General features: G+C 63.2%; 24 protein-coding genes. 7 read left to right on the plus strand and 17 right to left on the minus strand.

All coding sequences use genetic code 11. From position 1 onward, the window contains the following. Nucleotides 1-5: 5 nt before the first annotated feature. The 4 genes from ACT54B_RS05190 to scpA all read right to left on the minus strand — a co-directional run bounded on the left by ACT54B_RS05190 (nucleotide 6) and on the right by scpA (nucleotide 4,552). Nucleotides 6-923 (minus strand): glucosamine inositolphosphorylceramide transferase family protein, encoded by a 918-nt coding sequence (locus ACT54B_RS05190; protein WP_476043329.1) that lies wholly within the window; start codon nucleotides 921-923, stop codon nucleotides 6-8. A gap of 35 nt (nucleotides 924-958) precedes the next feature. Then, on the minus strand, nucleotides 959-1,960 hold the full coding sequence (locus ACT54B_RS05195; protein ID WP_476043331.1) for a glycosyltransferase family 4 protein: 1,002 nt from the start codon (nucleotides 1,958-1,960) through the stop codon (nucleotides 959-961). Between the two features lie 132 nt (nucleotides 1,961-2,092). Further along, nucleotides 2,093-2,251 (minus strand): hypothetical protein, encoded by a 159-nt coding sequence (locus tag ACT54B_RS05200; RefSeq protein WP_476043333.1) that lies wholly within the window; start codon nucleotides 2,249-2,251, stop codon nucleotides 2,093-2,095. A gap of 159 nt (nucleotides 2,252-2,410) precedes the next feature. Continuing rightward, nucleotides 2,411-4,552: a methylmalonyl-CoA mutase gene (gene scpA, locus ACT54B_RS05205; protein WP_476043335.1), complete on the minus strand. Its 2,142-nt coding sequence runs from the start codon at nucleotides 4,550-4,552 to the stop codon at nucleotides 2,411-2,413. Nucleotides 4,553-4,663: 111 nt separating this feature from the next. Between scpA and ACT54B_RS05210 the strand changes: the two genes are divergently transcribed. Continuing rightward, the gene (locus ACT54B_RS05210) at nucleotides 4,664-4,855 is read left to right on the plus strand and encodes a ribbon-helix-helix domain-containing protein (RefSeq protein ID WP_476043337.1); all 192 of its coding nucleotides are present in this window, start codon (nucleotides 4,664-4,666) and stop codon (nucleotides 4,853-4,855) included. Between the two features lie 11 nt (nucleotides 4,856-4,866). Here the strand turns inward: ACT54B_RS05210 and ACT54B_RS05215 are convergent, their stop codons facing one another. Genes ACT54B_RS05215 through ACT54B_RS05230 form a run of 4 tightly spaced genes read right to left on the minus strand, consistent with a single transcriptional unit; the run spans nucleotide 4,867 to nucleotide 8,914 of the window. Next, the gene (locus ACT54B_RS05215) at nucleotides 4,867-6,861 is read right to left on the minus strand and encodes an acetyl-CoA carboxylase biotin carboxylase subunit (protein WP_476043339.1); all 1,995 of its coding nucleotides are present in this window, start codon (nucleotides 6,859-6,861) and stop codon (nucleotides 4,867-4,869) included. A gap of 7 nt (nucleotides 6,862-6,868) precedes the next feature. Next, entirely contained in the window at nucleotides 6,869-7,153 is a 285-nt protein-coding gene (locus ACT54B_RS05220; protein ID WP_476043341.1) for a DUF2442 domain-containing protein, read from the minus strand. Then, on the minus strand, nucleotides 7,134-7,370 hold the full coding sequence (locus tag ACT54B_RS05225; protein ID WP_476043343.1) for a DUF4160 domain-containing protein: 237 nt from the start codon (nucleotides 7,368-7,370) through the stop codon (nucleotides 7,134-7,136). Before ACT54B_RS05225 ends, ACT54B_RS05220 begins: the two co-directional genes overlap by 20 nt. Before the next feature lie 11 nt (nucleotides 7,371-7,381). Continuing rightward, entirely contained in the window at nucleotides 7,382-8,914 is a 1,533-nt protein-coding gene (locus ACT54B_RS05230; RefSeq protein ID WP_476043345.1) for an acyl-CoA carboxylase subunit beta, read from the minus strand. 155 nt (nucleotides 8,915-9,069) lie between these two features. Here ACT54B_RS05230 and ACT54B_RS05235 point away from each other — a divergent pair, with 155 nt between their 5' ends. Together ACT54B_RS05235 and ACT54B_RS05240 are read left to right on the plus strand one after the other, a co-directional pair. Continuing rightward, nucleotides 9,070-10,485, plus strand: coding sequence for a helix-turn-helix domain-containing protein (locus ACT54B_RS05235; RefSeq protein ID WP_476043347.1), 1,416 nt, complete (start codon nucleotides 9,070-9,072; stop codon nucleotides 10,483-10,485). 209 nt (nucleotides 10,486-10,694) lie between these two features. After that, nucleotides 10,695-11,333 (plus strand): TetR family transcriptional regulator C-terminal domain-containing protein, encoded by a 639-nt coding sequence (locus tag ACT54B_RS05240; RefSeq protein ID WP_476043349.1) that lies wholly within the window; start codon nucleotides 10,695-10,697, stop codon nucleotides 11,331-11,333. 321 nt (nucleotides 11,334-11,654) lie between these two features. Here the strand turns inward: ACT54B_RS05240 and fba are convergent, their stop codons facing one another. Further along, on the minus strand, nucleotides 11,655-12,719 hold the full coding sequence (gene fba, locus ACT54B_RS05245) for a class II fructose-bisphosphate aldolase (RefSeq protein ID WP_476043351.1): 1,065 nt from the start codon (nucleotides 12,717-12,719) through the stop codon (nucleotides 11,655-11,657). 376 nt (nucleotides 12,720-13,095) lie between these two features. Between fba and ACT54B_RS05250 the strand changes: the two genes are divergently transcribed. The 4 genes from ACT54B_RS05250 to ACT54B_RS05265 are packed head-to-tail and all read left to right on the plus strand — an operon-like array spanning nucleotide 13,096 to nucleotide 16,884. Further along, nucleotides 13,096-14,121, plus strand: a complete 1,026-nt coding sequence (locus tag ACT54B_RS05250; RefSeq protein ID WP_476043353.1) for a sulfate ABC transporter substrate-binding protein — start codon at nucleotides 13,096-13,098, stop codon at nucleotides 14,119-14,121. Between the two features lie 10 nt (nucleotides 14,122-14,131). Further along, nucleotides 14,132-14,989, plus strand: a complete 858-nt coding sequence (gene cysT, locus ACT54B_RS05255; RefSeq protein WP_476043355.1) for a sulfate ABC transporter permease subunit CysT — start codon at nucleotides 14,132-14,134, stop codon at nucleotides 14,987-14,989. Next, complete coding sequence (cysW, locus tag ACT54B_RS05260) at nucleotides 14,973-15,839, plus strand: sulfate ABC transporter permease subunit CysW (RefSeq protein ID WP_476043357.1); 867 nt, start codon at nucleotides 14,973-14,975, stop codon at nucleotides 15,837-15,839. Before cysT ends, cysW begins: the two co-directional genes overlap by 17 nt. A gap of 7 nt (nucleotides 15,840-15,846) precedes the next feature. After that, the gene (locus ACT54B_RS05265; protein ID WP_476043358.1) at nucleotides 15,847-16,884 is read left to right on the plus strand and encodes a sulfate/molybdate ABC transporter ATP-binding protein; all 1,038 of its coding nucleotides are present in this window, start codon (nucleotides 15,847-15,849) and stop codon (nucleotides 16,882-16,884) included. A gap of 199 nt (nucleotides 16,885-17,083) precedes the next feature. On the opposite strand, the gene ACT54B_RS05270 is transcribed toward ACT54B_RS05265, so the two are convergent. The 8 genes from ACT54B_RS05270 to ACT54B_RS05305 all read right to left on the minus strand — a co-directional run bounded on the left by ACT54B_RS05270 (nucleotide 17,084) and on the right by ACT54B_RS05305 (nucleotide 25,159). Continuing rightward, entirely contained in the window at nucleotides 17,084-17,803 is a 720-nt protein-coding gene (locus tag ACT54B_RS05270) for a copper homeostasis protein CutC (RefSeq protein WP_476043360.1), read from the minus strand. Continuing rightward, on the minus strand, nucleotides 17,800-18,711 hold the full coding sequence (locus ACT54B_RS05275; RefSeq protein ID WP_476043361.1) for an ROK family protein: 912 nt from the start codon (nucleotides 18,709-18,711) through the stop codon (nucleotides 17,800-17,802). The genes ACT54B_RS05270 and ACT54B_RS05275 overlap by 4 nt, the downstream gene beginning before the upstream one ends. A gap of 44 nt (nucleotides 18,712-18,755) precedes the next feature. Beyond that, a complete protein-coding gene (locus ACT54B_RS05280; protein WP_476043363.1) occupies nucleotides 18,756-19,754 on the minus strand; it encodes an ABC transporter ATP-binding protein in 999 nt (332 codons plus the stop codon). 13 nt (nucleotides 19,755-19,767) lie between these two features. After that, a complete protein-coding gene (locus ACT54B_RS05285) occupies nucleotides 19,768-20,823 on the minus strand; it encodes a Gfo/Idh/MocA family protein (RefSeq protein WP_476043365.1) in 1,056 nt (351 codons plus the stop codon). After that, the gene (locus tag ACT54B_RS05290; protein WP_476043367.1) at nucleotides 20,820-21,659 is read right to left on the minus strand and encodes a carbohydrate ABC transporter permease; all 840 of its coding nucleotides are present in this window, start codon (nucleotides 21,657-21,659) and stop codon (nucleotides 20,820-20,822) included. Before ACT54B_RS05290 ends, ACT54B_RS05285 begins: the two co-directional genes overlap by 4 nt. 19 nt (nucleotides 21,660-21,678) lie before the next feature. Next, nucleotides 21,679-22,629: a carbohydrate ABC transporter permease gene (locus ACT54B_RS05295; RefSeq protein ID WP_476043369.1), complete on the minus strand. Its 951-nt coding sequence runs from the start codon at nucleotides 22,627-22,629 to the stop codon at nucleotides 21,679-21,681. Nucleotides 22,630-22,936: 307 nt separating this feature from the next. Then, entirely contained in the window at nucleotides 22,937-24,193 is a 1,257-nt protein-coding gene (locus tag ACT54B_RS05300) for an ABC transporter substrate-binding protein (protein ID WP_476043371.1), read from the minus strand. Between the two features lie 42 nt (nucleotides 24,194-24,235). Beyond that, entirely contained in the window at nucleotides 24,236-25,159 is a 924-nt protein-coding gene (locus ACT54B_RS05305) for an N-acetylmuramic acid 6-phosphate etherase (RefSeq protein WP_476043372.1), read from the minus strand. Nucleotides 25,160-25,348 lie beyond the last annotated feature (189 nt).

Raw genomic sequence — 25,348 nt, forward strand, 5'->3', positions numbered from 1 at the left:
CGTCTTCAGAAGCGGCGCTTGTGAAACAGGCGCCGTTTCAGATTGACCAGATGCCGGCCGTAGGAGCGGGAAATCCGCTTCACGTCGATCAGCGTCATCTCCCCTGAGGCGGAGAAGGTGTGCAATCCGTCCGGATAAGCGGGGGAAGCCTGCCCGCCCGTCAGCGTCACCGGCAGATGGCGGCATTCCACATGCTTGGTGTCGAGAAGCGGGAAGGTCAGGAAGCGCAGGGCGCCGCCATAGGTGGCGTGGCAGTCCTGCACGGGCAGGATCACCGATCCGTCCGCGCCGATGAAGGGCGTCCCGCCCGGCCGCGCGCCGGCCTTGTCGACCAGAACCGGATTTTGCGGATGGATGGTCCAGGGGCCGGTCAGGCTCTCCGCATGGGCGACATGCAGCTCGCGCTGGTCGCGGGCGCCCGCGCCGACGAGCGTATAGAACATCCACCACCGGCCCTGATGCCGGATGAGGCTCGCCTCCGCTCCCGGGATATCGCCGAGCAGCACGGTTTCCTTGACCCAGCCATCCGGAAAAGAGGTCGCCCGGTAAAGCGCGATCTCGCCCGCCTTGTGGCTTTCCGGAACCATGAAGATTGCGCCGCCGTCCTCGATCAGGAAGGGATAGGAAAGATGGAAGGGCCGTTCGAGCGCGACCGCCTTCCCCTGCCAGACAAGGCCGGGTCCGAATTCGTGCCGCTCGATGAAGCCGTGTTTCGTCCGGTAATCATAGGCCTCGACGAAGACATGCGTCGTGTCGCCCTGCCTGAGCGCAAAGGGATCGGCCAGATAACGCCAGCTTCCGGCATCGGGCAGCCAGGTAATTTCGGATGCGGCAGCGGCAAGCGCGCCCGGCTCCAGCAGCGCCGACGCCGTGCGGGGCACGAGGCCCACAGTCCAGAAATCGCTTTTTGGCTTCAGGGACATGGTTCAGCCGTGGTTCGACAGGTCTCCGCCATCCGTCAGGATTTGCGGGCGACCTGCCCATAGAAATCGAGGACACTGGCAACGCCGACATCCCGGGAAAAGGGACGCAAGTCGTAACAGATGCGGGAAAGGCCGGCAACATTGCCCGGATCGAGCGCTTGTCCGAGCGCAGCCGAAAGATGCCCGACCGAGCCCGGCTCCACCAGCGTGACCGGGTATCCGAGGAGATATTCCGAAGGGCCATCCGTGGCCGTGGAAATGACCGGCAGGTTCTCCTGCATGGCCTCCAGAATGGCAAGGCCCGCCGTCTCCTCCCGCGAGGGAGACACGAACAGATCGAGGTTGCGCAGAAAGCCCGGAATAGTGTTGCAATGACCGATGAAGCGGATTCGCGGATCGCCATTCGCCAGCTTTTCGAGCTCGCCGCGCTGCGGCCCGTCGCCGGCAAGCACCAGAAGCGCGTTGGCGGGATTGGCTTTCAGGAAGGCCGAGACCAGCACGTCCGGTCCCTTGCTCGGGTGAAGCCGGCCGACCGCGCCGACAAGACGGGTTTCGCGGGCCACCCCCAGCTGCGCCCGCAGATCGAAATCGCCTGCAGACCGGTTCTCGGGCAGCCAGTTCGGAACGAGGCCGGTCTTGCCGGCAAAGGTGCCGAGCCGCTGCATCTGCGCCCGGTTCACGCAGATCACGCCGTCCAGGCTGGCATGCTGCCGGGGCTTGTACCCCACATGCAGCGTCGCGATGCGGGCAAGCTTTACGGTGCCGCGTGCAAGCGCCTTGCAGGCAGGGCTGAGATGGGCATGGCCGATATCCGCGCCGATACGGGCCGCAATGCGGTTGACCCGCCATCCCCGGAAAAGGGGCGTGGACAAGCCGTGAAACCTGACCGTTTCAGCCAGCTCCCCTTGCATGGGCGAGCCGCGCAGGCCCACGACATGCACCTCATGCCCGAGCGCCGCCTGCCCATTGGCGAGATCGATGCAATAGCGCTCGGAGCCGGCAATGCGGGAGGAAAACAGAACGTGAAGGATGCGCATGCGTGTGGCCAGTCCCTGATGAATCCCGCACTTCCCTATCACAGCACGGCGCCAAGAGGGATACCCCAACCCCTGAACGCAAAAAAAGGCGCCGAACGGGCGCCTTTTTGAATGCTTCCGGATGAATCCGGCTCAGCGCCGGCGGTCAGACCGCTCGGACGGGCGCTCCTCGTCGCGCTGCCAGATGACCCGGGGTGTAAACGCGGTGTCATTCGCGGGGCGCTCGCGGATTGCCTGCCACTCCATTTCGTGGCGCTGCCAGAGTTCATGAGGAATCGTTTCAGTCTTCATCATTCGCCTCCTGTTTGCCCCGCTTCTGGGGCTACACTCAACGTCTCAAGAAGGCATATGTTCCTCAATTTCCTGCCGCGCAAGGTTAATTTATTGGTAACACAATATAAAATCGATTGTAGTAAATTCAATCGATTATAGTACTACCGCCTAAATCGATTATACTGCGTTTCGCAATCTGCCCTGCATCAGGTCCAGCACCGCACGCGCCGCTTCGAGCACGTTCGTCCCCGGTCCGAACACCGCAGAAACCCCCCGCTCGATCAGGAAATCATAGTCCTGACGGGGAATCACGCCGCCGGCCACCACGATGATGTGCTCGGCGCCCTTGGCCTTCAGCTCGTCCACGAGCTGCGGCAGAAGCGTCTTGTGGCCGGCCGTCAGCGTCGAGGCGCCGATGACATGCACCCTTTCGGCAATCGCCATGTCGGCCGCTTCCGACGGCGTCTGGAAGAGCGGACCGGCAACCACCTCGAAACCCGCATCGCCGAAGGCCGAAGCGATGATCTTCGCACCGCGGTCATGCCCGTCCTGGCCGAGCTTGGCGACCATGATCTTCGGCTTGACCTTCAGCGTGGAGGCCATGTCGCGGATGCGGGTGGCGAGGTTCTGGTATTCCGGATCGTCGCCATAGGCCTTGCCATAGACGTCATGCACCACTTCGGGCTTTGCCGCATGGTCGCCGAAGACGGCGCGCATGGCATCGGAGATTTCGCCGACGGTCGCCCGGGCGCGGGACGCCTCGACGGCGGCTTCGAGCAGGTTGCCCGCGCCCGAACGGGCGGCGTCGGTCAGTGCCGCCAGCGCATCGGCCACCCGCTTCGGGTCGCGCTGCCGCTTGATCTGCTCCAGCCGCTTGATCTGCGAGGCGCGCACCGCCGTGTTGTCGATCTCGAGAATGTCGATCTGCTGCTCGGTTTCGAGCCGGTACTTGTTGACGCCGACGATCACCTCTTCGCCCCGGTCGACGGCGGCCTGGCGACGGGTCGCGGCCTCCTCGATCATCCGCTTCGGCAGGCCGGCAGCGACCGCCTTGGTCATACCGCCCATGGCCTCGACTTCCTCGATAAGCGCCCAGGCTTTTTCGGCGAGGTCGGCCGTCAGGCTTTCCACATAATAGGAGCCGGCGAGCGGATCGACCACCTTGGTCACGCCCGTCTCGTGCTGGAGGATCAGCTGCGTGTTGCGGGCGATGCGGGCCGAAAATTCGGTCGGCAGCGCAATCGCTTCGTCGAAGGAATTGGTGTGCAGCGACTGGGTGCCGCCGAGCACCGCAGACATCGCCTCGAAGGCCGTGCGGATGATGTTGTTATAGGGGTCCTGCTCCTGCAGCGAGACGCCGGAGGTCTGGCAGTGGGTGCGCAGCATCAGCGAGGAAGCCTTCTTCGGCTGGAACTCCTCCATGATCCTCGACCAGAGCAGGCGCGCCGCGCGCAGCTTTGCCGCTTCCATGAAGAAATTCATGCCGATGGCGAAGAAGAAGGAAAGGCGCCCGGCAAAATCATCCACGTTCAGGCCCTTGGCAAGCGCTGCCCGCACATACTCCCGCCCGTCGGCGAGCGTGAAGGCCAGCTCCTGCACCAGCGTCGAACCCGCTTCCTGCATGTGATAGCCGGAGATCGAGATCGAGTTGAAGCGCGGCATCTCCTTGGCGGTATATTCGATGATGTCGGCAATGATCCGCATGGAGGGTTCCGGCGGATAGATATAGGTGTTGCGGACCATGAACTCCTTGAGGATGTCGTTCTGGATCGTGCCCGAAAGCGCGGCACGGGGAACGCCCTGCTCCTCGCCAGCCACGATGAAATTGGCAAGGATCGGAATGACCGCGCCGTTCATGGTCATGGAGACGGAGATCTTCTCGAGCGGAATGCCGTCGAACAGGATCTTCATGTCCTCGACACTGTCGATCGCCACGCCTGCCTTGCCGACATCGCCGACGACGCGCGGATGATCGCTGTCATAACCGCGATGGGTGGCGAGATCGAAGGCCACCGAGACGCCCTGCTGGCCGGCGGCCAGCGCCTTGCGGTAGAAGGCATTGCTGTCTTCCGCCGTCGAAAAGCCCGCATATTGCCGGATCGTCCAGGGGCGGCCCGTATACATGGTCGCGCGCGGCCCGCGGGTAAACGGCTGGAAACCGGGAAGCGAACCGAGATGGGTGGAGGCCGCCAGATCCTCTTCCGTATAGAGCGGCTTGACGTCGATGCCCTCGGGCGTGTGCCAGACGAGCTTCTCCGCCGGAGCCTTCAGCTCCCTCTCCGCCAGCGCCTTCCAGTCCTCGATGGTCTTCTTGGTCATGTCCTGCCTCCTCGGCTTATTCCCCGGCACCCTCAAAAGGGGTCTGCCCGTCTTGATTGACCCTTGGGCCTAGCTTTAATATAAATATCCCCTAATCAAAGGAGACCTACTATGAACGTAAAGATCTCTTTGTCCCTACCGGATGATCTTCACGCTTTTGCGCGCCGCTTGGTTGACGAAGGTCGTTATCCGAGCATGAGTGCGATGGCTCAAGAAGGGCTGGATCTCCTTCGCGAGCAAATCGAGAAGAAGCATTCCGCGACCTCGTCACTGTCGATTTGCGCTGACGACAAAGACGCCTGACCCCTTCCCCGTCACTCGAATTCCATGATCAGTTCGTCCACCGCCAGCGACTGGCCGGCCTTGACGGCGACCTTTTTCACCACGGCGCGCTTTTCCGCACGCAGGATGTTTTCCATCTTCATGGCCTCGACGGTGGCGAGCGCCTGACCGGCCTCCACCGTATCGCCCTCGCCGACCAGCACCGAGGTGATGACACCCGGCATGGGGCAGAGCAGCATGCGCGACGTATCCGGCGGCAGCTTCACCGGCATCAGCTTTGCCAGCGCCGCCACATGCGGCTCGCGCACATGGGCGATCACGTCAATGCCGGCATGGCGGAGCCGGAAGCCCGTGCCGGAGCGGCTGACCTTCACGCCGAGGCGCTGGCCGTCGATGGTGAAATGGGCATGGCTGTCGCCCGGCTGCCACTGGCCGCCGACAACCAGCGTCGCCCCGTCCTCGAAGCGGACGGAGCCGCCTTCGAGTGTGACCGCAAAGCTCGACCCGCCGAGCGTCACCACCCAGTCCTTGCCGATGACGCGCTTGTGGTTGCCGATGGTGCCGGAGATTTCCACCGCGCGGGCTTCCCGCGTGCGGTTGAGAAGCGCCGCAATGGCCGCCAGCCGGCGGGCGGTCGCATCGTTCGGCTGCACGCCGGTAAAGCCGTCCTTGAATTCCTCGGCAATATAGGCGGTCGTGATCTTGCCGGAGCGGAAGCGCTCCTGCCCCATGACGGCCGAGAGGAAGGGCAGGTTGTGGCCGATGCCATCCACCTCGAAATCGTCGAGCGCGCGGCCCATGGCGTCAATCGCCGTCAGGCGATCCTTGCCCCAGGTGCAGAGCTTGGCGATCATCGGATCGTAATACATGGAAATCTCGCCGCCCTCGAAGACGCCGGTATCGTTGCGGACGACTGTTCCGTCATCCTTCTTGCCCTCGGCCGGCGGACGGTAGCGCGTCAGCCGTCCGATGGAGGGCAGGAAGTTGCGGTAGGGATCTTCCGCATAGAGGCGGCTTTCGATGGCCCAACCGTTGAGCTTCACATCCGCCTGGCCGAAGGAGAGCTTCTCGCCTGCCGCAACGCGGATCATCTGCTCGACCAGATCGATGCCGGTGACGAGTTCGGTCACCGGATGCTCCACCTGCAGGCGGGTGTTCATTTCGAGGAAGTAGAACTTGTTGGCCTTGCCATCGACGATGAATTCCACCGTCCCGGCCGAGTGATAGCCGACGGCCTTGGCGAGCGCCACCGCCTGCTCGCCCATGGCCTTGCGGGTCGCCTCGTCGAGGAAGGGCGACGGGGCCTCCTCGATGACCTTCTGGTTCCGGCGCTGGATCGAACATTCGCGCTCGCCGAGATAGAGCGTGTTGCCGTGCTTGTCGCCAAGCACCTGGATTTCGATATGGCGCGGCTCGGTGACGAATTTCTCGATGAAGATGCGGTCGTCGCCGAACGAGCTCTTCGCCTCGTTCTTCGAGGACTGGAAGCCCTCGCGCGCCTCCTCGTCGTTCCAGGCAATGCGCATGCCCTTGCCGCCGCCGCCGGCGGATGCCTTGATCATCACGGGATAACCGATGGAGGCGGAAATCTTCACCGCCTCGTCCGCATCGGCGATCAGCCCCATATGGCCGGGAACCGTGGAGACGCCGGCTTCCGCCGCGAGCTTCTTCGAGGTGATCTTGTCGCCCATCGCCTGGATCGCGCCGACCGGCGGACCGATGAAGGTGACGCCTTCCTTTTCCAGCGCCTCGGCAAAGGTCGCGTTTTCCGACAGGAAGCCATAGCCCGGATGCACCGCATCCGCGCCCGTCTTGCGGATCGCATCCAGGATCTTGTCGATCACGATATAGGACTGGGAAGACGGCGCGGGGCCGATATGCACCGCCTCGTCGGCCATCTCCACATGCAGCGCATTGCGATCCGCATCGGAATAGACGGCAACCGTCTTGATGCCCATCTTGCGGGCGGTCTTGATGACGCGGCAGGCAATTTCACCGCGGTTGGCAATCAGGATTTTCTTGATCATGTCGGGCTCATTCTGCGGCTTGTGCTGGGGGAGTGGCGCCGGGCGCAGCCCCTCCGATGATCAATGCCTTCGCACTGATATATTCGTCGATTTCCTCCCACCCGACGGCATCGCCGAAAGGCAGTATGGTCCATTTCCCGCGCGCTTCCGGACTTGCACGGTAGAGGCGCGGATACCACCAGAGCGGGGCGTCGATCTTGCGGCCATCGGCCATCACGAAGATGATGCTGCTGTCGGTGACCTCGACGCCGGAGATTTGCAGCTGGCGGTCATCAATGTCCAAAGTAGTCATTCCATGCCTCCAGAAATTCCTGCTGGTGTTCAGCGATGACCCTCAGGATATCATTGACCTCATGGGTAGCGAAGCCGGCCTTTCGGGCCACTCTCAGATCGGAAAGCCACACCTTGAGCTGCTTGCCATCCTTGAGAACGTGAACATGGGGCGGCTCGCCGATCTCCTTCGAGTAGAAAAACATGCGATGCCCTTTCCAGATCATGAGCGTGGGCATCGCGATGCCCCTTAAAGCGGAATGGTATCGTGCTTGCGCCAGCGGGTATCCACCTGCTTGTTGCGGAGCGAGGCGAAGGCCCGGGCGATGCGCTTGCGCGACGAATGCGGCATGATCACCTCGTCGATGAAGCCGCGTTCGGCCGCCACGAAGGGATTGGCGAAGCGCTCTTCATATTCCGCCGTGCGGGCTGCGATCTTTTCCGGATCGCCAAGCTCGGAGCGGTAGAGGATCTCGGTCGCACCCTTGGCGCCCATCACGGCGATTTCCGCCGTCGGCCAGGCATAGTTGATGTCGGCGCCGATATGTTTCGAGGCCATCACGTCATAGGCGCCGCCATAGGCCTTGCGGGTGATCAGCGTCACCATCGGCACGGTCGCCTGGCTATAGGCGAAGAGCAGCTTGGCGCCATGCTTGATGACGCCGCCATATTCCTGCGCGGTGCCCGGCAGGAAGCCCGGCACGTCGACCAGCGTCAGGATCGGGATGTTGAACGCATCGCAAAAGCGCACGAAGCGGGCAGCCTTGCGGGACGAGTCGATGTCGAGACAGCCGGCCAGCACCATCGGCTGGTTGGCGACGACGCCGACCGTCTGCCCCTCCATGCGGATGAAGCCGGTAATGATGTTCTTGGCAAAGGCTTCCTGGATCTCGAAGAAATCCCCCTCATCCGCCAGCGCATGGATGAGTTCCTTCATGTCATAGGGCTTGGTGTTCGAATCCGGGATCAGCGTGTCGAGGCGCTCCTCGATCCGCGCGGGATCGTCATGGAAGGGCCGCACCGGCGGCTTCTCGCGGTTGTTGAGCGGCAGGAAATCGAAGAGCGCCCGGACCATTTCCAGCGTCTCGATGTCGTTCTCGTAAGCACCGTCGGCCACGGAGGATTTCGACGTATGGGTGCGTGCGCCGCCAAGCTCTTCGGCCGTGACGATCTCGTTAGTCACGGTCTTCACCACATCAGGGCCGGTCACGAACATGTAGGCGCTGTCGCGGACCATGAAGATGAAGTCGGTCATGGCGGGCGAATAGACCGCGCCGCCGGCGCAGGGGCCCATGATGACGGAAATCTGCGGGATGATGCCGGAAGCATCCACATTGCGCTTGAACACGTCGGCATAGCCGGCGAGCGAGGCGACCCCTTCCTGGATGCGCGCGCCGCCGGAATCGTTGAGGCCGATGACGGGCGCCCCGTTCTTCAGCGCCATGTCCATGATCTTGCAGATCTTCTGCGCATGGGTCTCGGAGAGCGAACCGCCGAGCACGGTGAAGTCCTGGGAGAAGACATAGACCTGGCGGCCGTTGATCGTACCCCAGCCGGTCACCACGCCATCGCCGGCCACCTTCTGCGCTTCCATGCCGAAATCGGTGCAGCGATGGGTGACATACATGTCATATTCTTCGAACGAGCCGTGATCGAGCAGTACGTCGATGCGCTCGCGCGCCGTCAGTTTGCCCTTGCCATGCTGCGCCTCGATGCGACGGGTTCCCCCGCCGAGACGCGCTTCCGCCCGACGGCTTTCCAACTGTTCCAGAACTGCCCGCATGGGGGTATTCCTCCCGCTCAACTCACTCCTGCCGCCCGCATCCTACAGGCGCATCCGGCTTCCGCAATATCGCCGTTGGTTCAAGAAGAAAACGCTTGAACGGGTAGAGATGCGTAAGATACAAATTTGCGAAGTGAAAATTGCGAATTTGCGAAATGGCGATCGGCAAGCTTTATATCGGACGCAAGGTCAGGGAATTGAGAGAGGCAAACCGGGCCACGCAGGGCCAGTTTGCCGAACGCATCGGCATTTCCACCTCCTATCTGAACCAGATCGAGAACAACCAGCGGCCGGTTTCGGCAGCCGTCCTTCTGGCTCTGGCGGAGAAATTCCAGATCGACATTGCCGATCTCTCCTCCGGGGAAGGCGACCGGCTGCTGTCGGCGCTGACCGAGGCACTGTCCGATCCGCTGTTCGAAACCTATAGCCCGAGCCTTCAGGAGCTGAAGCTCGTCACGCAGAACGCGCCGGGCCTTGCCCATGCGCTGATCACCGCCCATCAGGCCTATCGCCGCAGCGGCGAGCAGCTGGCGAGCTTCGACGACCGCCTGGGGCAGATGGCCGGGCTGGCGGAACCCACGCCCTACGAGGAAGTGCGCGACTTCTTTCACTTCGTCGACAATTACATCCATGCGCTCGATGTGGCGGCCGAACGGCTTGCCGGAAAGATCGGCCTGGGCGAGAGCGAAAACCACGCGCTTCTGGTGCAGCATCTGCAGCGCGAGCACGGGATCGAGGTGGTCCGCGGCAATCCGGAAGACGAGCATCTTCGCCAGTACGATGCCCGCATGAGACGCCTTTCGGTCAATCCCTATGCCCCCGCCCCCAGCCGGGATTTCCAGCTGGCGTTGCAGATTGCCCAGCTTCAGGACGGGGCACTCTTCGATACGGTCATCGCCGAAGCGGGTTTCCGCAGCGAGGAGGCGGAAGAAATCTGCCGCATCGGGCTGCACAATTATTTCGCAGGCGCACTCCTTCTGCCCTACCAGCAATTCCTGAAGGCGGCCCGCGAGGCGCGGCACGATATCGAGCTCCTCGCCACCCGCTTCGGCGCGTCGCTGGAGCAGGTCTGCCATCGCCTCAGCACGCTGCAACGCCCCGGTGCCAAGGGCATCCCGATCTTTTTCGCCCGCATCGACCGGGCGGGCAACATCACCAAGCGCCACAGCGCCGCCAAGCTGCAATTTGCCCGCTTCGGCGCCGCCTGCCCGCTCTGGAACGTGCATCAGGCCTTTGAAATGCCGGGCCGCATCATCCGCCAGCTCGCCGAAACGCCCGATGGCGTGCGCTATCTCTGCCTGGCCACCCAGATTACCAAGGGCAATGCCCGCTTCGGCGCAGCGCGGCCACGCTATTCGATCGCGCTCGGTTGCGAAATTTCCTATGCGGATAATTTCGTCTATGCCGACGATCTCGACCTCACCAACCGCGCCGCCTACGATCCCATCGGCATCTCCTGCCGCATCTGCGAACGGGTGCGCTGCCCGAGCCGCGCCGTGCCGCCCCTGAAACGCAAGCTGGTCATCCGCCACGACATGCGCGGCACCCTTCCCTATGAGATTACCGACTGACAGGTCTGGCCTGCCCGGTGCGAAGCCCCCTTCCAGGCGCAAGGCAGCCATCTGCTTTTGCCGGAACTGCGCCCCTTCCCGTCTCGCCCTCCACCCGCTAAGCTTATTATTATAAAGTCGTATAGCATCAAATATTCTATTCATTATCAGTTCGTTGAATGCCTTTCCGATATCCGGGAAAGGCGCAGCCGGAAGGACCGCTGGGCCTGATGAGATTGAAGATGATGCAGAAGCCGCGCGCGAGCTACCGCCGCGAGACCGCGGAAGACCGCCGCCGGCAGCTTGGAGAAGCCGCCTTGCGCTGCATCCAGCGCAATGGACATGCGGGCGTTTCCGTCCGGCAGATCGCCGCGGAAGCCGGCGTCACGCAGGGCCTCATCACCCATCACTTCGGAGAGGTCAACGAACTGGTCGCCTATGCCTTCGATCTGATGGCGGCGGAAATCCAGAGCGGCATTGCGGCGGCAATCGCCGAGGCGGACGATACGCCTGCCGCCCGCATGGAAGCCTGCATCGAGGCCTCCTTCTCGCCCGAAATCTTCGATCAGTCGACGCTGGGCGTCTGGATCGTCTTCTGGGGTCTCGTCCTCCATTCCCCGAAGATGAGTGCGGCCCAGCAGCGGGACAACGGACTTTATGTCAGCCGGATGGAAAGCCTGATTTCCGACCTCGCAGAGGCTGAAGGCTTCCGGGTCGCCAATCCGCGCCTCGCCGCCATCCAGTTCGCAGCCATGTTCGATGGCCTGTGGCTCAACTGGTGCCTCAATCCCACCGGCTTCCGGCCGGAGGATGGCGTGACGCTCTGCCGCAACTGGGTGGAAGGCCTGCGCCGGGGCGCCTACGCCTGACATCAGGCTTTCTTTACAGAATATCCGAATGTGTTAATTTTCTTCTGTTCGACGGCAGAAGCAGACCGCGCCGCGCCTGCCCGGCGCACCGGGGAAGACGAGCTCCCCCGGCTGAGGCAACAGCTTTGCCGTCGCACAGGAGGATCTGACATGGAATGGTTTCCTATCAGGATCACGTTTGAGCTAAGGAAAACCCGCACGGGCTGGCAGGCCATCGTGCGGGTCGAACTGATCATCAGGTAAAAACGGAAGGGCGGGGAGCAACCCGTCCTTCCACTCCTTTATATTAGCGCAGCCCCATGGGACGCGCAATCGCCGAAATCAGGAGATCTTCGGGGCAAGGCTGCCGGAACGGTAGCGCTTGGCCATGTCGGAGAGCGGGATCGGCTTGATCTTGTCGGCATGGCCGGCGGTGCCGAATTCCTCGAAGCGCTGCTTGCAGAGCTTGGTCATGGCCTCCATGGCCGGCTTCAGATACTTGCGCGGATCGAATTCGGACGGGCTTTCGGAGAGCACCTTGCGGATCGCGCCGGTCAGCGCCATGCGGTTGTCCGTGTCGATGTTGATCTTGCGGACGCCGTGCTTGATGCCGCGCTGGATTTCCTCGACCGGGACGCCCCAGGTCGGCTTCATCTGGCCGCCGAACTTGTTGATGATTTCCTGCAGCTCTTCCGGAACGGAAGAAGAGCCGTGCATGACGAGGTGGGTATCGGGCAGGCGACGGTGGATCTCCTCGATCACGTTCATCGCCAGAACCGCGCCGTCAGGCTTGCGGCTGAACTTGTAGGCGCCGTGCGAGGTGCCCATGGCGACGGCGAGCGCATCGACGCCCGTATCGCGGACGAACTGAGCCGCCTGTTCCGGATCGGTCAGCAGCTGGTCATGGCTGAGCTTGCCTTCGAAGCCGTGGCCGTCTTCCTTCTCGCCTTCGCCGGTTTCCAGCGAGCCGAGAACGCCGATTTCGCCTTCGACCGAAACGCCACCCCAATGGGACATGTCGACCACGCGCTTGGTGATGCCGGCATTATAGGCATAGTCGGCGGGGGTCTTGCCGTCTTCCTTCAGCGAGCCGTCCATCATGACGGAGGTGAAGCCGTACTGGATCGCGGACATGCAGGTGGCTTCGTTGTTGCCGTGGTCGAGATGCATGCAGATCGGGATGTCGGGATGCAGTTCGACGAGACCGTCGATCAGCTTCGACAGGATGATGTCGTTGGCGTAAGCGCGCGCGCCGCGGCTCGCCTGGATGATGACCGGCGAATTGGTGGCCGCCGCAGCTTCGAGGATGGCGATGCCCTGTTCCATGTTGTTGATGTTGAAGGCGGGCACGCCATAGCCGTATTCGGCGGCGTGATCGAGCAACTGTCTAAGGGTAACGCGAGCCAAGCTCATTCCTCCTGTTGGTGGTCCACTCCCGTCCGCAGGACTAGAAAGCCTGTCGGGATCCCGGCCCTACCGGGTAAAACTGCCTGTAAGACGATAATCTGGGGCCGTAAAGGGGCCGGGAAAGGCCTGACAGGGATTGAATCGGTTGAATCTTTCCAGGACCGGAGATTCCCGGCGCAGATGTCGCGCGAAGGCCAGTTTCGGCTCCGGGAACGCCAAGGGCCGGACCGGCCCTTCCCTTCCCTTTGCACGGGCCGTTTACGATTGTGGCTAAATCGGGGTAAGGTTTTTCCGGGGAGCGTGGAAAGAGGGAAAATCATCCGTTCTGAAACACGACCAATTTGCTAGAGTTTCATGGCAAACCAAGGAGGTGGCGATGAAGACGAAATTGGTAAGACAGCTTCTGGCGGCTGGGCTGGTCATCGGGGGAGCGCTTGGCATGCAGGCACCGGCGGCCCGTGCCGACCAGACGCTGCTGAACGTGAGCTATGATCCCACGCGCGAGTTCTACAAGGACTTCAACGCCGCCTTTGCGGAAAAATGGGCGGCCGACGGAAACGAGGCCGTGACGGTCGAAACCTCGCATGGCGGCTCCGGCAAGCAGGCCCGCGCGGTGATCGACGGCCTCCAGGCCGATGTCGTCACCCTTGCGCTCGAAGCCGACGTCGATGCGATCGCGCAAAAGACCGGCAAGATCCCGGCCGACTGGAAGAAGCGGCTGGAAAACAATTCCGCACCCTACACGTCAACCATCGTTTTCCTGGTGCGTCAGGGCAATCCGAAAGGCATCAAGGACTGGGGCGACCTGATCAAGGATGACGTCCAGGTCATCACCCCGAACCCGAAGACCTCCGGCGGCGCGCGCTGGAACTTCCTCGCGGCCTGGGCCTGGGCGAAGCAGGCGAATGGCGGCGACGCGGAAAAGGCGAAAGCCTACGTCACCGAGCTCTACAGGCATGTGCCGATCCTCGATACCGGCGCGCGGGGTGCGACGACCACCTTCGTGCAGCGCGAACAGGGCGATGTGCTGCTGAGCTGGGAGAACGAGGCCTATCTCGCCCTCGAGGAACTGGGCGAAGGCAATTTCGAGATCGTGACCCCGTCCGTCTCCATCAAGGCCGAGCCCTCGGTGGCGCTGGTCGATGGCAATGTGGATGCCAAGGGCACCCGCAAGGCGGCGGAAGCCTATCTGAACTATCTCTACTCGGATGTCGGCCAGAAGCTGGCGGCCAAGCACTATTACCGCCCGGCCAAGCCCGAGCTCGCCGACAAGGCCGATCTTGCCCGCTTTGCCGAGGTGAAGCTCGTCACCATCGACGACTTCGGCGGATGGGCGAAGGCGCAGCCGGAGTTCTTTGCCGATGGCGGCCTCTTCGACCAGATCTATCAACCGGCGCAGTAAACGGACCCCCATGACACGATCGCCCTCTTCAGGGTGGCAGTTCAGACAACCGAGCGTTCTACCGGGCTTCCGGTGGGCGCTCGGTTACACGCTTGTCTGGCTGACACTCATCGTCCTCGTTCCGCTGGCCGGGCTGTTCTTCAAGTCCGCCGCCCTCGGCTGGCATGATTTCTGGTCGCTCGCCTTCGAGAAGCGCACGCTGAATGCGCTCTGGATCAGCTTCGGCTGCGCCTTCATCGCCGCGCTCGCCAATGTGGTCTTCGGCACGCTGCTCGCCTGGGTACTGGTGCGCTACCAGTTTCCCGGCAAGAAGATCATCGACAGCATGGTCGACCTGCCCTTTGCCCTGCCGACGGCAGTCGCCGGCATTGCGCTGACCACGCTCTATGCGCCCAAGGGCTGGATCGGCTCGCTTCTGGCGCCGCTGGGGCTCAAGGTGGCCTTCACGCCGGTCGGCATCGTCATCGCCCTCATCTTCGTCGGCCTGCCCTTCGTGGTCCGCACGGTCCAGCCCGTCATGGAGGAGATCGACCGCGAGGTGGAAGAGGCCGCCGCCACGCTCGGCGCAAGCCGCCTGCAGACGGTCTTCGGCGTGCTGCTGCCGGGCCTCGCCCCGGCGGTGCTGACCGGCTTTTCGCTCGCCTTTGCCAGGGGCGTCGGCGAATATGGCTCGGTCATCTTCATCGCCGGCAACCTGCCCTTCAAGTCGGAGATCGCTCCGCTGCTGATCGTCATCAAGCTCGAGGAATTCAATTATCCGGCCGCCACCGCGATCGCGGTCGTCATGCTGCTCATTTCCTTCTCGATGCTCTTCGTCATCAACCTCATTCAGGCCTGGAGCCGCAGGAGGTATGGCTATGGCGCATAATCCCGCGACCGATCATGCGGTCACCACGGAAACGCCGCTCGCCCGGGCCATCCTGATCGGCCTGTCGCTGGTCTTCCTGCTGCTGGTGCTCGCCATGCCGCTGCTGGCGGTCTTTGCCGAGGCGTTGAGAAAGGGCATCGTCCCCTTCCTGGAATCGCTCTCCGATCCGGAAACCTTCTCGGCCATCCGGCTGACCCTGCTGGTGGCCGGCATCTCCGTGCCGCTCAACCTCGTCTTCGGCGTCGTCGCCGCCTGGACCATCGCCAAGTTCGAATTCAAGGGCAAGGCGATCCTGTCCACCCTGATCGACCTGCCCTTCTCCGTCTCTCCTGTCATTTCCGGTCTGGTCTTCGTGCTGCTCTTCGGGGCGCAGGGGCTGCTCGGTCCCTTCTTGCAGAGCGCGGGCGTGCAGATCATCTTTGCAGTGCCCGGACTGGTGCTCGCCACCGTCTTCATCACCTTCCCCTTCGTCGCCCGCGAACTCATTCCGCTGATGCAGGAACAGGGCAGCGCGGATGAGGAAGCAGCCCTTTCGCTGGGCGCCAGCGGCTGGCAGACCTTCTGGTATGTCACGCTGCCGAACATCAAGTGGGGCCTGCTCTATGGCGTGCTGCTCTGCAACGCCCGTGCCATGGGCGAGTTCGGCGCCGTCTCGGTGGTGTCGGGCCATATTCGCGGCCAGACCAACACCATGCCGCTGCAGGTGGAAATTCTCTACAACGAATATAATTTCGTGGCCGCCTTTGCGGTTGCCACACTGCTGGCGCTGCTGGCGCTGGTCACCCTGGTGCTGAAATCGCTGCTCGAGCACCGTTTCAGCGCCGAACTTTCCGCCAGCCGACGCCACTGAGGGACCCATGGAAGTCAAGGTACAAAACATCCGCAAGGAATTCGGCCGGTTTCCGGCGCTTAACGACGTGTCGCTCGATATCCGCTCCGGCGAGCTGATCGCGCTTCTCGGCCCCTCCGGTTCCGGCAAGACGACGCTGCTGCGCCTGATCGCAGGGCTCGAAACCCCGACCGAAGGCCGCATCTTCTTCGGCGATACCGACGCCTCCGAAAAGACCGTGCAGCAGCGCAATATCGGCTTCGTCTTCCAGCATTATGCCCTCTTCCGCCATATGACGGTGCTGGACAATATCGGTTTCGGCCTGAAGGTGCGCCCGCGCGCCACCCGTCCGCCCAAGGCGGAAATCCGCCGCCGCGCCAAGGAATTGCTCGATCTCGTGCAACTGACAGGCATGGAAAACCGCTACCCGACGCAGCTCTCCGGCGGCCAGCGGCAGCGCGTGGCGCTCGCCCGCGCCATGGCGGTGGAACCGAACGTGCTGCTGCTCGACGAACCCTTCGGCGCGCTCGATGCGCAGGTGCGCAAGGACCTGCGCAAATGGCTGCGCGAAATCCACGACCGCACGGGCCACACGACCGTCTTCGTCACCCATGATCAGGAAGAGGCGCTGGAACTGGCGGATCGCGTGGTGGTGATGAGCCAGGGCAAGATCGAGCAGGTCGGCACGCCGGACGAGGTCTATGACAGCCCCAATTCCCCCTTCGTCTTCGGCTTCATCGGCGAATCCAACTGCCTGAGGGTCGCGGTCGACGGCGGCGAGATCCGCTTTGAAGGCAAGAGTCTCGGCATGGCGGCCGCGGAAGACAAGCATGGCGAGGCGCTGCTCTATTTCCGCCCGCAGGATATCGTGCTGGTGGAAGACGACGCGCCCCATTTCGAGGGACGGATTGCCACGACCCGCCGCGTCGCCGGCACGCGCCATGTGGAAGTGGCGCTCGGGAGCGGCGCCCATGTGGAACTGGAAGTCACGCCGGAACAGGCCGCCCGGCTCGATCCGAAACGGATTGCTTTCCGCCCGACCCGCTGGAAGCTCTTCCCCGTCTGAAACGACACATCCCGGGCATCGACCCGGGACCAGCCTTTCCGTCACGCGTTCCGCTTTTCCGTTACGGATACGGCATCCCCGACGTCATCCTCGGCCTCCGGGCCGAGGATCTGCCAACCTGTCGGACAATCGATGGACCTGTCGATGCTCGGGACGAGCCCTGGCATGACGGCGAACCGTCGACCCGGACGCTCCTCCTTCAGGCAATGCGCGCCTTCAGCGCCCGCACCTTCGCGGCATCGGTTTGCTTCTGCGGCCCGGCAGCAAAGCCGAGCGAGAGCACATTTTCCGGCTCCGCGCGCCCGGGGGACGAGCAGGAAGCGTGAATGTCCACGTCTGGCAGGCGCGCGAGGATCGGGTCGACCGTGTCCAGCGTGATGCCGGACCCCGGCATGATCGCGATCTGCCCCGCCGCACGGGCCACCATCTGAGCGATCCGGTCGAGGCCGGCAAGCGCCGTCTTTTCCCCACCCGAGGTCAGAATGCGTTCGAAGCCGAGCGCCACCGCCCGCTCGACCGCCTCGTTGAAGTCGGGCACCAGATCGATGGCGCGGTGAAGGGTTGCCGGCAGTCCCTCTGCCGCGGCAAGCAGACGCTGAAGCGCCGCGCCGTCCAGCCGTCCGTCCGCATGGTTCGCGCCGATCACGATCCCCTCCAGACCGAAACCGATCACGGTGCGGATATCGTTTTCCATCTGCCGGAGATCGGCCTCTCCATAGAGAAACGAGCCGGCGCGTGGCCGGATCATCGCATAGACGGGGACCGGGGCGTCCGCCGCCAGCGCCATAAGGCCGGGAGAAGGCGTCAGGCCGCCGACGGAAAGCGCGCTGCACAGCTCGATCCGGTCCGCGCCGCCCTCGATGGCGGCTTGCAGCCCGGCCGCATCGTCGACGCAGACCTCCAGCAGCCGTTTCCTCATGCATGCCCCCTGTTGAAGGCCAGCACCGCAGCACCCACAAGCCCGGGTTCGATGGTGCAGAGACCTGGCACGACCAGCGGCCGGTCGAGCTTCTTCAGGATGCGCGCCCGCACCCGCCGGTCGATTTCGTCAATGAGAGGCACGCAGCGGGCGAGCCCGCCGCCGACCGGCACGATGCCCGCGCCGACCGTGTTGACCAGCATGGCGAGCGGCCCCGCGGTGACGTCGCAGAGCACGTCGATGGTGCGGGTTGCCTTCTCCTCGCCGGCAAGCCAGGCGGCGGTGATCTCCTCGCTCGTCTTTTCCTCCTCGCAGAGAAAGCGATGCATCTTCTCCATGCCCCGCGCGCTCACCGTTGCATCGAGGCAGCCCGAAAGGCCACAACCGCAGGCAAAGGCCGGCAGTTGAACCTCCGGCGTGCCGCCGAAACGGGGGGCGGCGGGGCCATGCCCCCATTCGCCCGCGAAGCCGCCATCCGAATTGATCAACTCGCCATCGATCACCAGACCGCCGCCCACGCCGGTGCCGAGAATGACGCCGAAGACGACGCGATGCCCCTTGCCGGCGCCGGTGCCATATTCGGCCATGGCGAGGCAATCCGCATCGTTGGAAACGATGACCGGCAATTGAAGCGCCGCCTCCAGATCCGCCTCGATGGCGCGACCGTGGACGCACGGAATATTGGCGACCGTGATCAGCCGGCTTTCCGCATCGATCACCCCGGTAATCGAGATGCTGACGCAGGAGACCGGGTCCGGCGCGCCGGCGATCACGGCCTTCAGCGCCCCGACGAAGGCATCGAAGTCGTGGAGCGGCGTCGGCACGCGCGGCAGCGTCTCGATGTCCTCGGGGCCTTTCGCATAGGCGCCCTTGATGGCGGTTCCGCCGATGTCGAAGCAAACGATCATGCGTCTATTCCTGTTGATCCGGACCCGGCCATACGCCTGCCGGGTTAACGGATCGCCCTGCCATTGGCGTCGAAACGGTGCATCTGCGCGCGGTCCGGCGTGGCATAAACGATATCGTCCGGGTTCACGTGATGCTCGCCGAAGAGGCGCACCGTGACGAGCCCCGCCTTTTCCGTTTCCAGATAGACGATCGTATCGGCGCCGAGATGCTCCACATGCACAGCCTTGCCCTGCCATTCGCCGCTGTCGCGGGAAAGGGCAATATGTTCGGGGCGGATGCCGATGGTGGCGACGCTTTCGCCGAGCCGCCCGCCCTCGATGAAGTTCATCTGCGGCGAGCCGATGAAGCCGGCAACGAAGAGATTGGCCGGGCGATTGTAGAGCTCCATGGGCGAACCCACCTGCTCGATCGCGCCGGCCGAGAGCACGACGATCTTGTCCGCAAGCGTCATCGCCTCGACCTGGTCGTGCGTGACGTAGATCATCGTGGCCTTGAGGTCGCGGTGGAGTTTCGCAATCTCCAGCCGGGTCTGCACGCGCAACGCCGCATCGAGGTTGGACAGCGGTTCGTCGAACAGGAAGAGCTTCGGCTCGCGCACGATGGCGCGGCCGATGGCGACGCGCTGGCGCTGGCCACCGGACAGCTCGGCCGGTCGGCGCGCGAGATAGGGTTCGAGCGACAGCATGGCCGAGGCCTTCGCCACCCGCTTCTCGATCTCGGCCTTGTCCGTGCCCGCCTGCTTCAGCCCGAGGCCCATATTGTCCTTTACCGTCAGGTGCGGATAGAGCGCATAGGACTGGAACACCATGGCAATGCCGCGCTTGGCCGGCGGCACGGTCGCCACTTCCTGGCCGTCGATGCGGATGCTGCCGGTGGACGCATCCTCCAGACCCGCAATGACGCGAAGGAGTGTGGATTTTCCGCAACCCGACGGGCCGACGAAGATGACGAATTCGCCATCCTTCACGTCGAGATCGATGCCCTTCAGAACCTCATGGGCCCCGAAGGTCTTGCGGATATTCTGTAGCTGAAGCGCGCCCACGGCAAATTCCCCCTTAAATCAGAACCGGCTTGCCGGTCCTTACACTTTCGTCCGCCGCAAGGCAGACCCTCAGCGATTCCACCGCATCCTGCATGTGGCGGCCGAGATCCATGTCTTCGCGAATGGCCTTCAGCAGGAAGGCCTGTTCCCGTTCGCAGAGATCCTGATGGCCGGGCTCTCCGTCCATCTTCAGGTCGAGATCGGGCTCGGCAAAGCGGCCATCGGCCCCGCGCCTTGCCTTGTGCACCCGGATCATCGCCGTCTTGGTATGGGCGTCGATATCGTCGGACTTCGCATTCTCCATCACGATGGAGACGGAGCCGTTCGGCGACATCACGTCCTTCACGAAGAAGGCGGTTTCGGAAATCATCGGCCCCCAGCCGGCCTCGTACCAGCCGACCGAACCGTCCGCGAACAGCACCTGCAGGTGCCCGTAATTATACATGCCCGGCGCCACCTCCTCGGAGAGACGCAGGCCCATGCCGCGCACTTCCACGGGGCGGGAATCGGTGATCTGGCACATCACGTCCACATAATGCACGCCGCAATCGACGATCGGCGACGTGGTCTGCATCAGCGCCTTGTGGGTTTCCCAGGTCGGGCCTGACGATTGCTGGTTGAGGTTCATCCGGAAGACATACGGTCCGCCGAGAGCGCGCGCCTCCTCGATCAGCCGCATCCAGGACGGGTGATGGCGCAGGATATAGCCGATCACGAGCTTGCGTCCGTTGGCCTTCGCCGCCGCCACCACGCGCTCCGCATCGGCAACCGTGGTCGCGAGCGGCTTTTCCACGAAGACATGGCAGCCCGCTTCCAGCGCCGTCACGGCAAAATCCGCATGGCTGTCGGAATAGGTGTTGATCGAGGCGACGTCGGGCTTCAGCTCGGCCAGCGCCGCCTTGAAATCCGGCAGGATCGCGTAGCCCGAAAGCTCGCCCTCCAGTGCCGGCTTCGAGCGGTTGACGAGCGCCGCGATCTCGAAACCCGGATTTCGGTGATAGGCGAGCGCATGGCTGCGGCCCATATTGCCGAGGCCGGCAACGACGACGCGCAAGGGTTTTCCGGTCATTTCACGGCTCCCGAGGTAATGCCGCGGATCAGCTGCCGCGAGAAGATCATGTAGAGAACGAGAACGGGGAAGATCGCCAGCGACAGCGCCGAGAGAACCGCGTTCCAGTCGGTGACGAACTGGCCGATGAAGACCTGGCTGCCGAGCGTGATCGTCTTCGTGGCTTCCGCCGGCGCGAGGATCAGCGGGAACCAGAGATCGTTCCAGATCGGGATCATGGTGAAGACCGCGACCGTCGCCATGGCCGGCCGGACGAGCGGCAGGACGAGGCGGAAGAAGATCGCATATTCCGAAAGCCCGTCGATGCGCCCCGCATTCTTGAGGTCGTCGGAAACGGTCCGCATGAATTCCGAAAGAATGAAGACCGCAAGCGGCAGGCCCTGCGCCGTATAGACCAGCACCAGCGCCGTCAGCGTGTTGACGAGCCCGGTCGCTACCATGCCCTGCAGGATCGCCACCGTGCCGAGACGGATCGGGATCATGATGCCGAGCGAGAGATAGAGCCCCATCAGCGCATTGCCCTTGAAGCGATATTCCGAAAGGGCAAAGGCCGCCATGGCGCCGAACAGCAGTACGAGGAAGATCGAGACGCAGGTGACCGTCAGGCTGTTGGTGAAATAGCCGACGAAATCGCCCTGCTTCAGCACCGTTTCATAGCCGATCAGGCTGAAGCTCGACGGGCCCGGCAATTGCAGCGGCGAGCGGAAGATCGAGCCGCGATCCTTGAAGGAGTTCACGATGGTGAGAAAGACAGGGAAGAGGGCGATCAGCGTATAGGTGCCGAGGGCCAGATGGACGAAACCGGCGCGGATGGGCGATGTGCGTGCCTTGGACATGACGAACCTCCCCCGGGGATCAGAACTGGTAGCGGCGGATGCGCCGCTGGATGATGAAGAGGTAGAGCGACACGCCGGCGAGGATGATCAGGAACATCACGGTGGCAATCGTCGCGCCCATGGAACGGTCGCCGAGCTGCAGCTGGAAGCCGAAGAAGGTGCGGTAGAGCAGCGTGCCGAGAATATCGGTCGAGCCATCGGGACCGGCGAGCGCCCCCTGCACCGTGTAGACCAGATCGAAGGCATTGAAATTGCCGACGAAAGTCAGGATCGAGATGATGCCGATGGCCGGCAGGATCAGCGGCAGCTTGATCTTCCAGAACTGCGCCCAGCCGGTGATGCCGTCGCATTCGGCGGCCTCGATCACCTCGTCGGGAATGTTGAGCAGCGCCGCATAGATCAGCATCATCGGAATGCCCACATACTGCCAGACCGAGATCAGCGACACGGTGATCAGCGCCGTGCTCGGCAGGCCGAGCCAGGGCAGGAACAGGCTTTTCGCGCCGACAAGGCTCATCAGCCAGGGCGCGACACCCCAGAGCGGCGACAGGATCAGCTTCCAGATGAAGCCGACGATCACGAAGGACAGAAGCGTCGGCAGGAAGATCGCCGTGCGGTAGAAGGAGGCGAAACGCAGCTTCGGGATCGACAGCATGGCGGCCAGCGCCACCCCGATCGGGTTCTGCACCAGCATGTGCACGACAAAGAAGATCAGGTTGTTCTTCAGCGCATTCCAGAAATCGGCGGCCCAGCGGGCGTCCCCGAACAGCACCTGGAAATTGCCGAGGCCGACGAAGACGGGCGTACCGTCCTTCGTCACGTTGAACAGCGACAGCCACAGCGTCTGGAACAGCGGCAGGATCATCACGATGGAATAGATGATGAGCGCCGGCGTCAGAAACACCAGGATATGCCAGCGGGTCGGCCGCTTCAGCGGTGCCGTGGCCCCGGTCTCATCCATCGATGTCATGATCGCTCCCCCTGATCGGATTGAATAAGTTCCATGCATGCAGTCGCATGGTCGGGTGACGTTCCCCTCCCCCTTGTGGGGAGGGGCTAGGGGTGGGGGTCTGCGGAACGCACATGGCTTTTCCGTCGGTACGAAGCCGGGTCTTTTCCAGGCTTACCCCCACCCCTGACCCCTCCCCACAAGGGGGAGGGGAACGCCGCCGTACGTTTTCAATGGCCACTCCCGCCGTCACCGAAGGCGGGAGTGGGGAATGAATGGCCCTGCGCTATCCCCGGGTTCGGGTTGAGGCGCAGGGCCGTTTCACACCTTACTTCGCCGGCTTGTACCAGCTGTCCAGGCCTTCCTGGAGCTTCTTGGCGGCATCTTCGGCGGTCGAGGTGCCGTTGATGACATTGGCCGAAGCGGTCCAGGTTTCGTTTTCCAGGTTCGGCTTGCCGCGCGACAGGATCTGGTAGGTCGAACGGATGGTCGACTTGCACTTGTCGCGCCAGGAGACGAATTCCTGGGCCAGCGGATCGGTCATCTTCACCGGGGTGGAGTTCAGGCTGAAGAAGCCCGGCAGCGAGTTCGCGTAGATTTCGGCGAATTCCGGCGAGGCGACCCAGGTGAGGAAGGTCTTGGCCGCATCCGCATTGGCGCTCTTGGCATTGAGGCCGATGCCGATGTCGTTGTGGTCGGAGATGTAGCAGGTATCGCCGGCCTTCTTCACCGGCGGCGGGAAGGCGCCCATCTTGAACTGGGCCTGGGTGTTGAAGCCCGAGATTTCCCACGAACCGGCCGGATAGATGGCGGCGCGGCCGAGCGTGAACATGTTCTGGCTGTCCGGATAGGTCTGCGCCTGGAAGCCGTCGCCGAGATAGTCCTTCCACTTGGCGAGCGTCTTGTAGGGCTCGACCCAGGCGGCGTCGGTCAGCTTCTGCTCGCCCTTGATGAGCGCCAGACGGCCTTCTTCACCCTTCCAGTAGTTCGGGCCGATGTTCTGGTAGCCCATGGTCGCGGCTTCCCAGAGATCCTTCGTACCCATGGCCATCGGAACATAGGTGCCGTCGGCCTTGATCTTGTCGAGCGCCGCGAAGAACTCGTCTTCGGTTGCCGGCACGGCAATGCCGAGCTTCTCGAAGGCGTCCTTGTTGTAGATGAAGCCATGGATGACCGAAGCCATCGGCACGCAGAAGGTGGCCTTGCCGTCGTCGGTGGTCCAGGCGGACTTGGCGACGTCGGAGAAGTTCTCCATGCCCTTCAGGCCGGAAAGATCGGCCAGATGGCCCTTGTTATAGAGTTCGAGCGACGCATCGAACGGGCGGCAGGTGATGAGGTCGCCGGCAGAACCCGCGTCCAGCTTGGCGTTGAGCGCGGCATTGTATTCGGTCGGCGCGGTCGGGGCGAAATTCACCTTGATGCCCGGGTTCTTCGCTTCGAAGGCGGGGATCAGCTTTTCCTGCCAGATCTTGATGTCGTCGTTGCGCCAGCTCTCGATGGTCAGGGTGGTGTCCGCCTTGGCGGCGCTGATGGATGCCAGGATACTCGTGGATACGAGCATGGCCTTGACGATGGTACGGGTCATTTTGTTCTCCCTCGGTTGAAGCGCCCCGATGGCGCTCCTGTTCTAGACTTTTGCCTTGCGGTCTTTCAGGTGCCGGAGCGCGGTCGACAGATGCTGGCCGCCCGCCGCGAGAAGCCGTTCGGCCTCCTCCACTCCGCTCGCCCCGGCGGCGAGCAGCACGGCGATCTTCACGGAGCCGGAAGCCTTGGCGAGATGGGTCGCCGCCTCTTCCGTACCGATGCCGGAAATATCCGACACCATGCGCTGGGCTCGCGCACGAAGCTTCTGATTGTCCGCCTTGAGGTTCACCATATGCCCGGCATGAACATGCCCGAGCAGCGACGCCATCAGCGTGGACAGGAGATTGAGCGCGATCTTCTGCGCCGTGCCGGCCCCGAGACGGGTAGACCCCGCCACGATCTCCGGCGGCGTCGGCAGCAGAACCGCGAAATCCGAATGGGAAAACAGGGCCGCACCCGCATTGTTGGCAAGGCCGATCACGGCAGCGCCACGGGCGCGCGCCGCCTCGGCAATCGCCAGCGCATAGGGCGTCGAACCGCTGGCCGTGACCGCGATCACCACATCGCCGGCCCCGATCGACTGCGCCTGCACCGCTCCGCGGCCCGCCTCCGCATCGTCTTCGGGACCGCCGGGAAGAGACGGATGCCCCGCACCCGCGCCCGGCAGGCCGCCCGCCATCAAAATGAGGATGCGCTCGGCCTCGATGCCATAGGTTCCGGACAGCTCCAGCGCATCCGCCATCGCCATCAGGCCGGAAGACCCGGCGCCCGCATAGATCAGCCGGCCGCCGGCCCGAACCGCAGCCGCCATGGCCTCCGCGGCCGCCGCAATGCTGGGCAGCGCCGCGCCGACGATGCCGGCGGCAGCCACCTGTCCCTCAAACAGAAGATCCAGCATACCAAGCGGCGGCAGCGCATCGAGCGCCGCACCGCTTTCATGCCTCAACTCTGTCCGTTCGATTGACATTGCTCGCCTCCACCTGATCGGGATAATGCCAAAAAAATACCAATTGTCCATATGAAAATTAACAATTCTGTTCGAGACCTCCGCAAAAGCCCCTCAGATTTACAAGAATTGCCATGAAAAACAGGCTTTTATGAAAATTACCCCGACCGCCGCAAAAACCGCCTTGGTTAATGGTATTTTTTTGGTATT

The sequence above is a fragment of the Gellertiella sp. DMC107 genome, assembly GCF_056313605.1.